Genomic DNA, 7,958 nt, shown 5'->3' with positions numbered 1-7,958 from the left:
GCAGTCATCCGGCACCGCTGGCGCTGCATGTGCGCCCGGCATCCGGTAGGGGCTCCGCTGCTCCGCAGCCGCTGCCGCGCCTGCGCAGCCGCTGCCCGCCCGCACCCCTCCCCCGTAATCGGAATTGCTCCAGCACCCCGGCGTAACGTTCGGTCATCGACCCCCGGCGGCTGCCGCCGCCCGGGCTCGTTCTCTGTGCCAAAAGTCGTCGCGGGACCACAGCAGCCGGGCGAAGCCCGGTTTTTCCCCAGTGGTTGCTCAGCTTTTCCTGAGGTTTCCTGAGGTTTCCTGAGCAAATCCTGAGCAAAAAATACCGTTACCGAACCGTTATATAACTGATTAACTAAATCGTCTTTTGGACATGGGTTTATCGCTTAGGCTTCTCTTGTTACCAGCACTTCGGCTTACCACCGGGGGAGCTTTCTCTACAAGCAAAGGTCTACACAATGGCTGATTCACTTGCCCGCGTTTCGGGCGTCGTCATCAATAAGCACCGCCAGTCGGGCACTTCCCGCAGCGGTAACCCCTATGACTTTGAAACCCTTACCGTGCTCGTTGGGGGCAAGGGCATCTGTGAGGTCATGATGCCGAAGCCCGAGAACATGGGAATCGTTCAGGGCCACCATCCGAATGAGGGCGACTCCATCGACTGGCTCGTGGAGTTCTCTGCCGGTGGGCGCGGTGTGAATACCCGCGTCGTTGGCCTGTTCCCGTCTGCTCCCGCGAAGCTCGAAAAAGCCTCTTAAATGGGTCGGCCCCCGGTTACCAGCCGGGGGCCTAACCTCAACGAAAGTCTCTACCTTTCGAAAGGCTCAGACCCATTATGTCCCACCATCCTGTTGTTTCCCTGCAAGCCGTTTCCCTCGTCAATTCGCTCTCCGACACTGCTGCCGGTGTAGTGATGTCAGCGGTTGGGCTGGCGCTCACTGTGGCGCTGGTCGGGCTTGGTATTTTCGGGGTTTTCTGGATTCTTGAAACTCGCGGCGGCATGCGATGACTGCCACCGCCACAGCCGAACCGACTGCCGAACCGACAGCCGAACCGACTGCCGCAACGCCAGCCGCAACGACTGCCGAACCGACAGCCGAACCGACTGCCGCAACGTCAGCCGCAACGACTGCCGAGCCGACAGCCGAACCGACTGCAACCGTCACAGTCACAGCCGAACCGCCCGCGCCCGGTTCTGAACCGCTGGACTCTTCGACGTTCCTTGAATCAATGGGCGCGCTTCAGGATTCGTTGACGGTCGTTGTCGTAATCCTGGGCCTGCTGCTGCTGTTCGCCGCGTTCGGTGCGGTGCTGGCGGTGCGGCGATGATGGCCGGGATAGCTCTGGAGGTTCTTTCCGGGCTGCTCGCTGCCTCGTTCGTGGTGATCCTTTGGCAGTTGCTGCGGGCGCTGCTGTGAACGTTGCCGATGCTGCCGATTTCATCCGTATGTGTTTGAGTGCCGGGCTGTCCGCCGGGCTCGTGGTCGCGGTTCTGCGGTCCTTCTAGATTTTCTGTCCGTTTGCCGTGTGTGTGTAAAGGGGGTGAACACATTGACGAACGCTGTTACTACCATTCAGGGCGCTGTTGCGTCCTTCGGGCCTGATCTTCTGGCCGTGGGCGGCACCGCTATCGGTATTGCTGCCGGTGTCCTGCTGCTGCGCAAGGGCTGGGGCCTGATCCGTGGCATGGTCAAGTAAATTTGACCGCTCGCGCCGGGCGTGGGGAGTCCTCGCCCGGCGCAAAAAAACCGTTCTACTCGTATCTGTAAGGGGTAAAGAAAATGACTGTTCCTGCTGACGCTGTTTCGACCATTACCGGCGCTGTTACCAACTTCGGGCCGGACCTGCTGGCCGTGGGCGGTACCGCTATCGGCATTGCTGCCGGTGTGCTGCTGCTGCGCAAGGGCTGGGGCCTGATCCGGGGCATGGTCAAGTAACCACTGTTCCGCCTGGGGGCCGTCGTCGTGTATCGGCGGCGGCTCCTTTGTTTTTCTGACCGTGTGTAAAGGGGCAAGGGTGAAATTGAAGGAACGGCTGCGGGGGCGCGGCCTGATGGACAAATTTAGGCGCGGGGTCGTCGGGATGGTGGTTGCCGGGGTGCTGGCGGTCGCTGTCGCTGTCGGCGCTCCTGCGCAGCGTGCCAGCGCAATACTTCCGGCTATTCCGCTGATCTGGGGCGGGGTGACTGCGTTCATTGCTGCCAACGGTGCGGCCATTGGTGCGGCGGCGACGGCTGCCGCTGGGTTCGCCTGTATGGAGTGGTGCGATGACGGGATGAACTGGCTTGCTGACGATGAAAACTACGACATGCCGTGGGAAGACAAGATGCGGGAGTGGGAGGAACTGAACGGCGGGCAGGATGAGACGAGTCTGAGCACAAGCACGCCGGAAGAAAAGTTGGCGAATCCTGAACCGTTGACCTATCTTCCCCACGGTTGGATTGATCCCGGGCTGATTAAGACAGGTGGGCGCGTTTATAAGGACTCGTGGAATATCAAGTTAGAGCCGGTTCCGGGCAGCACGCCTAAGACGTTCGCGTTTTGGTATGACCTCACGTGTCAATGGACGGTTGGGGACGAGGCGGGGAACGAGTTTGAGGTTCGGGGCAAAGCGGGTCAGGCCTCGGCCTATCCGGTTTCGTATGATGCGGAGTTCAATTGGTTCGAAGTTCCTATTACCCAGTGCGGCCCGGCTAACTCGGTCAAGGTTTCCGGGTTCCGGACCTATGACAACAAGTACGACGCAACCGGCGCGTATATAAAGCATCCGGCGGGTAGCACTATCTCGACTACACGCCCGGCCAACATGATTAATTGGGGCGCGGGTGCTGCCGGGCCTGCCGCGCCTGAGGATGTCAGCTATGAAGTGACACAGAAATGCGTAGGCCCGGATACCGGCGCGGTCTATGACCTCAAGGCCACGTACAGCGGCACCACGGACAAACTCACGGTTCCCTCCTGCAAGGCTGCGGGGCTGGGCGAATACTCACAGGGCCTGTCGATCAGCTATGACAACGGCTCCGGGCCACAGACGATCTGGGAGGCCAAACCCGATCCGGCGGCGGCGCTGAACTATCCCGAGTGTGCGCCGAACGGGCCTACGGTCTGCGGGCTGCATGTCCACGTTGACGGCCAGCAGTGCCAAGCGGGCTCACAGAACCGCTGTTCGGTCTGGGCTGACCTTGCCCGGCATGAGCCCTCGGCGGTCAAGTGCATGTACGGGCCGTATTCGGTCGGGGTGGATCAGTGCAGCGTGCTGGAACAGGCGTACGGCGACCGTCCCGCGCAGCGCAACGACTACAACACAGACGGCGATCCGACGACGGGCGGCGTCAACTACTGGACCGAACCGCGCGTCGATCCCGAAACCGGGCAGACAACACAGGTACAGGTGCCGCGTCCGAACGCTGACGGCTCGCCGTCCGTGGGCACCGGCACGAATCCGAACGTCTCCCCGGATCAGGGCATGCAGAACTGTCTGTCGGCAACATTCAGCCTCAACCCGGTTGATTGGGTCATGGTCCCGACACAGTGCGCGCTGCGCTGGGCCTTTGAGCCTTCGCCTCAGGTCGCAACGGACATGGCGACGGGGCTGCGCGGCAAGCTCGAAACCAAGGGCATTCAGCCGGCCATTGAGACAGTGACAGGAACCGTTGACGGGCTCGGGGGGCCAGGCACCGGCTGCAAGGGGCCTGCCCTGCCGTTCAAGCTGGGCGACTACGAAAATACGATCTGGCCGTTTGATGCCTGCGCCGAACCGATGAAGGGCATTGCATCCGGGGTGAATGCCTTTATTGCCCTCGGGCTGGTGGTCGGCGGCGGCTTCGCCATTATCCGCGCCATTGGTTCCGCGTTCGGCTTCAACTTCTCAATGGGCAAGGGGATCAACGGTGATAACTGACACGCTGATAAACGTTCTGGGCGGGCTCGTGGGCTGGCTGCTGGACGGTCTGCCTCGGGTGGAACTGCCCGGCTGGATGGACGATTCCGGGGATTACGCGCTGCAGGTTTATGCCTTCGGCTCGTCAATGGGCGTCTGGTTTCCGGTGCCGCTGGCCATTGCCGTTGTCCTTGCCCTGCTGGGGGTCTATCTGGCCTCCTTCGCGGTGAAGCTGGTTCGCATTGTCGCGTCGTTCCTGACTGCGGGCGGCGGGTCGGCGGCATGAGCTGGGAAACATACGGCGTCATTCTGGCCGTGCTGGGGGTTCTGTTCTTGGCGGTTATCGCGTGGCTCATGGTCGAGCTGCGCGATACTCCGCCGGAGTCCGATTGGTACAGGGGAGTGACTGAGAAATGATCCGTTTTCTTCTGCGGCTGGCCGTGCTGGCTGCGCTGCTGCTGCTGGGTACAGCGTCCGGGGGCCTGCGGGGCGTGCTGGGCTGGCTGCTGCTGGGCTGGATTCTCTGGCGGGCGGCTCCGGGGCTCTGGCGCGACTTCCGCCGTCTGTGGTTCTTCTCCCGCTCTGTCCGGGTCGGTGGCCGTTTTGGGCTGCGCCTGGGCTCCAACGATCTAACGATGTAAAGGAAACTTGACGATGGGTTTTGAAACAATCCTGGCTCCTGCTGCACAGTCCGAACGGGCGCGCGCCCGGCGGCGGGCCTATCCCATTCACATGTACTCGGGAAAAAATGGCGCGGGGAAAAGTGCCTGCATGGTGTACGACTCGTTGCCTGATCTGGACGCCGGAACTCCGGTGCTCTCCACGGTGCGCCTGCTCGATTACCGGCGGCCGCGTCCGTGTGATGATCCGGCCTGTGATGATGCCGTGGGCCATGCTGCCGGGCATCTGGCGGCGCATCCGGCCTATGTTCCTTTCACTGACTGGTGGCAGCTTCTGGAGTGGGAATCCGGCCCGGTGCTGATGGATGAAATTACCGGCGTGGCCGACTCCAACGAAACGTCCGGCCTGCCGACGGCGGCGGCTAACAAGCTGGCCCAGTTGCGGCGCTCTGACTGCTCGGTGCGGATTACCGGGCTGAACTTCATTCGGGCCAATAAGCGCATTCGTGAATCCGTGGTGGCGGTGACGCGCTGCCGCTCGATGCTGCCGGTTACGGCGAGGAATGAGGACGGGACAGAAAAGCTCTGGAAACAGCGCCGTCTTGCTCTCTGGACGACCTATGATGCGCAGTCTTTGCCGGTGGACGATCACACGGAAGCGGCTTATGAGAAGGCGGACCGTCTGGTTTTTGCCCGGCACTGGTTGCCGACGTCTGATGCGATCCGGGCCTATGACACGTATGCGCCGGTTTTGACGGTGGGAACGGTCACGGATTCGGGGCGGTGTGCTCACTGCGCCGGGACTCGTCGGGTTCCTGAGTGCTCCTGCCACGATTACCAGCAAGCAAAGGTCCAGCGGAAAGCGGGGACGCCCGCAAGGGCGAAGCCCGAGGACGTTTCCGCGTCGCTGGACTTCCTTCCTGCATCTGTCAGCGCGTCTTGAGTGTGACTGCTGGGGCTGTAGTGACAGAATGAAACCACTGTTAAAAGGCGAACGGCGCCGGGACTTGGAATCATCGGCGCCGTTCGAAATGTCTACCGTGTGTAAAGGGTGGTGACGTGTCTAGTGTAGAGGTTTTGCCCGCGCTAGCGGTACCCGAAAGTGATTCGGCGCGCCGACAAAAAAAACTCGATGACTATGCGGCGTTCCGCTCCATCATCGATGACTACGCTCCCGCGAAGCTTCCGGGGGCCTTCGATGTCAAGACAGCCGCTGATATGGTGGCGGGCCGTCTGGGGGTCCAGCTTGGCGGACAGAATGAACTGCTGCCCGGTTCCACTGCTGACACGGTGCGCTTTGGGACAACTGAGGGCCGCTCCGTCCGTCTGATCCTGTCTCCGGGAATCCTGGGCTGTGCCATGAGTGATGAAGCGCGGCGGGAAAAGACACTCCAGCGGATAGAGGACAAGACTCGTCGCCGGGCCGATTTGGCGGCGTCGTGGGTCAATCAGGAAACAGGGGAGATTGGCGATGTTGCCGATTATCTGGCGCATGAGAACGGGCCGAGTTCCAAGGAGATAACCGGCTGGTCTGCCAAGTCGCGGGCGAACATGGTTAAGCAGCTTGCGCAGCTTGACCTGTCCGACTGGTCTGCCGATACCGGGGCGCTGGCGATGGTTACGTTTACGCTGCCGGGCGACTGGGTCGCGGTGGCTCCTGACGGCAAGACGTTCAAGAAGTTTTTTGAGCGGTTCCGGCTGCGGTGGCGGCGCGAGGTCGGCACGGATTGGCGGGTGCTGTGGAAGTTGGAATTTCAGCGTCGGGGGGCTCCGCATATCCATGCGCTGCTGCGGGTTCCGGCGCTGGTCGTCTCCAAGTCGTACCGGCAGACGATGACGTTTGAGGATTGGCTGTCTCGATCCTGGGCGGACATTGTGGGGGCGTCAAAGGATGTTGACCGTTGCGACGTTCGCACGCGGGAAGAGTTCGCGGAATATGACCGGCACCTCAAGGCGGGAACGGGCATTGACTTCTCGGGGGAAAAATTCAGCGATCCGCGCCGCATTTCCATGTACTTTCTTGGGCACTCCGCTAAGACCACTGACGGCAAGGAATATCAGCACATTGTGCCGGATGCGTGGCAGAAGCCCGGCAAGGGTCCGGGCCGGTTCTGGGGTTCGTCCGGGTTCGCTAAGGCGGTTGCGGAAATTGATTTGAACATGGGCGACTACTTCCGCGCCCGGCGGGTGATTCGCAAGCTGTCGGCGGCTCGGGCGTGGACGGTCGCGGTCAAGCGGGAGAATGGGATCTCCAAAACCCTCGGGCGTCAGCCGCGCCCGGCGCATCAGGTCAAGGCGAAGCGTCCGCGTTCCGGGGGCGGCTTTAATGGCGGTTGGGTGCTGCTCAATGATGCTCTCAAGGCTGCGCAGCATGTGGGGCGGTTCCTCGATCCTGACGAGGACTGCCGCCTGTGGGTGACTCAGCACGCGGCGGCGCGGTTCTCGCCGTCGTGGGTCGAGCTCGTGCGCGGCTAGTCTGCGTTTTCGCAGATAAAGCAGCTGGCCGGCTGGCCCCGCGGTCTGCGTTTTTGCAGATTTTCTGCTGGGCCCAGTAGCTCGGCGCTCCGCGTTTCTGCACACGGAAAAACCCCCGGCGTCTGCCGGGGGTTCTTCTGTCGGTGCTGGCTGGTAGGGGCCTACTTCTTGCGGCTGCGCTTGGCGGGCTTGGGCTGGATCGGTTCGCCGTTCAACGTCCGGTAGTGGGCAACTTCCATATGGTCTGTGCCCAGCACGGCGGCATAGAACATGCTGTTTCCGGGCGGAAGGTGGCTGGTGTCGATGGTGCAGGAACAGAACCTGCAGTCGAAACCCTTGCCCGTCAGGCTGCCGCCGTCGCGGGGTGTCTCGTAGTCCTCGAACGGTCCCGCCGGGCTCTGGGCGATGACGGGCGAGGCGTCCGCTTCGGCCCAGTGCGCCGGGCCGGTGACGGGCTCGGCGTCGGCTTCGATTTCCTCGGGCGTCATAAGTTCCTGGGCTGCATTGATGATCGTCTGTCCGTCAAGCTGGGGCGTCTCGGTCCACGCGGCGCGCTCGGCGTGCTCGCGCTCGGCGCGTTCCTGCGTTTCGCAGTATTCCTTGTATTTCTGCTGCGCGGCCTGCTTGCTGATGCCCAGTCCTGCGCCGATCTGTGCCCAGCTTGCGCCAGTGGCGCGGGCCTCCCAGACGGCTACGCGAAGATGGGCGGTTGCCAGCCTGACGGCTTCGGCTGCTGCGGCGAGGTTCTGAACGGCGGTTTCCTGTGCTGTGGTCATAAGTCAATTTTAGTTGACGATGGGCCTCCGCGTCAAGTTTTGTTGACGATTCCGGCGGCCAGGCTGGGGCGGTAGTCGCGTCGTTGTCTTGGCCTTCTCGGCTGGCGAAGGCTGAAATTACGGGCAGTCATCCGGCACCGCTGGCGCTGCATGTGCGCCCGGCATCCGGTAGGGGCTCCGCTGCTCCGCAGCCGCTGCCGCGCCTGCGCAGCCGCTGCCC

General features: G+C 62.3%; 10 protein-coding genes. 9 read left to right on the top strand and 1 reads right to left on the bottom strand.

Translation table 11 applies throughout. The annotated features are described in order from the left end of the window. Positions 1-446 precede the first annotated feature (446 nt). The 9 genes from AC5RVV_RS16870 to AC5RVV_RS16830 all read left to right on the top strand — a co-directional run bounded on the left by AC5RVV_RS16870 (position 447) and on the right by AC5RVV_RS16830 (position 6,962). Entirely contained in the window at positions 447-746 is a 300-nt protein-coding gene (locus AC5RVV_RS16870) for a hypothetical protein (RefSeq protein ID WP_493986512.1), read from the top strand. A gap of 77 nt (positions 747-823) precedes the next feature. Further along, positions 824-997: a hypothetical protein gene (locus tag AC5RVV_RS16865; RefSeq protein ID WP_493986511.1), complete on the top strand. Its 174-nt coding sequence runs from the start codon at positions 824-826 to the stop codon at positions 995-997. Positions 998-1,539: 542 nt separating this feature from the next. Beyond that, positions 1,540-1,686: a hypothetical protein gene (locus AC5RVV_RS16860; RefSeq protein WP_493986509.1), complete on the top strand. Its 147-nt coding sequence runs from the start codon at positions 1,540-1,542 to the stop codon at positions 1,684-1,686. 83 nt (positions 1,687-1,769) lie between these two features. Continuing rightward, entirely contained in the window at positions 1,770-1,925 is a 156-nt protein-coding gene (locus AC5RVV_RS16855) for a hypothetical protein (RefSeq protein WP_493986508.1), read from the top strand. A gap of 79 nt (positions 1,926-2,004) precedes the next feature. Beyond that, positions 2,005-3,888 (top strand): hypothetical protein, encoded by a 1,884-nt coding sequence (locus AC5RVV_RS16850; RefSeq protein WP_493986519.1) that lies wholly within the window; start codon positions 2,005-2,007, stop codon positions 3,886-3,888. Next, on the top strand, positions 3,878-4,153 hold the full coding sequence (locus AC5RVV_RS16845) for a hypothetical protein (RefSeq protein ID WP_493986518.1): 276 nt from the start codon (positions 3,878-3,880) through the stop codon (positions 4,151-4,153). Before AC5RVV_RS16850 ends, AC5RVV_RS16845 begins: the two co-directional genes overlap by 11 nt. A 127-nt stretch (positions 4,154-4,280) precedes the next feature. Then, positions 4,281-4,508 (top strand): hypothetical protein, encoded by a 228-nt coding sequence (locus tag AC5RVV_RS16840; RefSeq protein WP_493986516.1) that lies wholly within the window; start codon positions 4,281-4,283, stop codon positions 4,506-4,508. Positions 4,509-4,521: 13 nt separating this feature from the next. Then, positions 4,522-5,430: a hypothetical protein gene (locus AC5RVV_RS16835; RefSeq protein WP_494002543.1), complete on the top strand. Its 909-nt coding sequence runs from the start codon at positions 4,522-4,524 to the stop codon at positions 5,428-5,430. 116 nt (positions 5,431-5,546) lie between these two features. Then, the gene (locus AC5RVV_RS16830; protein WP_493986514.1) at positions 5,547-6,962 is read left to right on the top strand and encodes a rolling circle replication-associated protein; all 1,416 of its coding nucleotides are present in this window, start codon (positions 5,547-5,549) and stop codon (positions 6,960-6,962) included. Positions 6,963-7,123: 161 nt separating this feature from the next. Here the strand turns inward: AC5RVV_RS16830 and AC5RVV_RS16825 are convergent, their stop codons facing one another. Continuing rightward, entirely contained in the window at positions 7,124-7,738 is a 615-nt protein-coding gene (locus tag AC5RVV_RS16825) for a hypothetical protein (protein WP_493986513.1), read from the bottom strand. Between the last annotated feature and the right edge of the window lie 220 nt (positions 7,739-7,958).

The organism is Arthrobacter sp. MDT2-34-1 (genome assembly GCF_059091365.1).
This window is presented reverse-complemented; position numbering and strand designations above follow the sequence as displayed.

Excerpts from the sequence above, each read along its gene's own strand:
- AC5RVV_RS16825 (WP_493986513.1), bottom strand. The coding sequence starts at position 7,738 with ATGACCACAGCACAGGAAACCGCCGTTCAGAACCTCGCCGCAGCAGCC.
- AC5RVV_RS16855 (WP_493986508.1), top strand. The coding sequence starts at position 1,770 with ATGACTGTTCCTGCTGACGCTGTTTCGACCATTACCGGCGCTGTTACC.
- AC5RVV_RS16835 (WP_494002543.1), top strand. The coding sequence starts at position 4,522 with ATGGGTTTTGAAACAATCCTGGCTCCTGCTGCACAGTCCGAACGGGCG.
- AC5RVV_RS16870 (WP_493986512.1), top strand. The coding sequence starts at position 447 with ATGGCTGATTCACTTGCCCGCGTTTCGGGCGTCGTCATCAATAAGCAC.
- AC5RVV_RS16840 (WP_493986516.1), top strand. The coding sequence starts at position 4,281 with ATGATCCGTTTTCTTCTGCGGCTGGCCGTGCTGGCTGCGCTGCTGCTG.
- AC5RVV_RS16865 (WP_493986511.1), top strand. The coding sequence starts at position 824 with ATGTCCCACCATCCTGTTGTTTCCCTGCAAGCCGTTTCCCTCGTCAAT.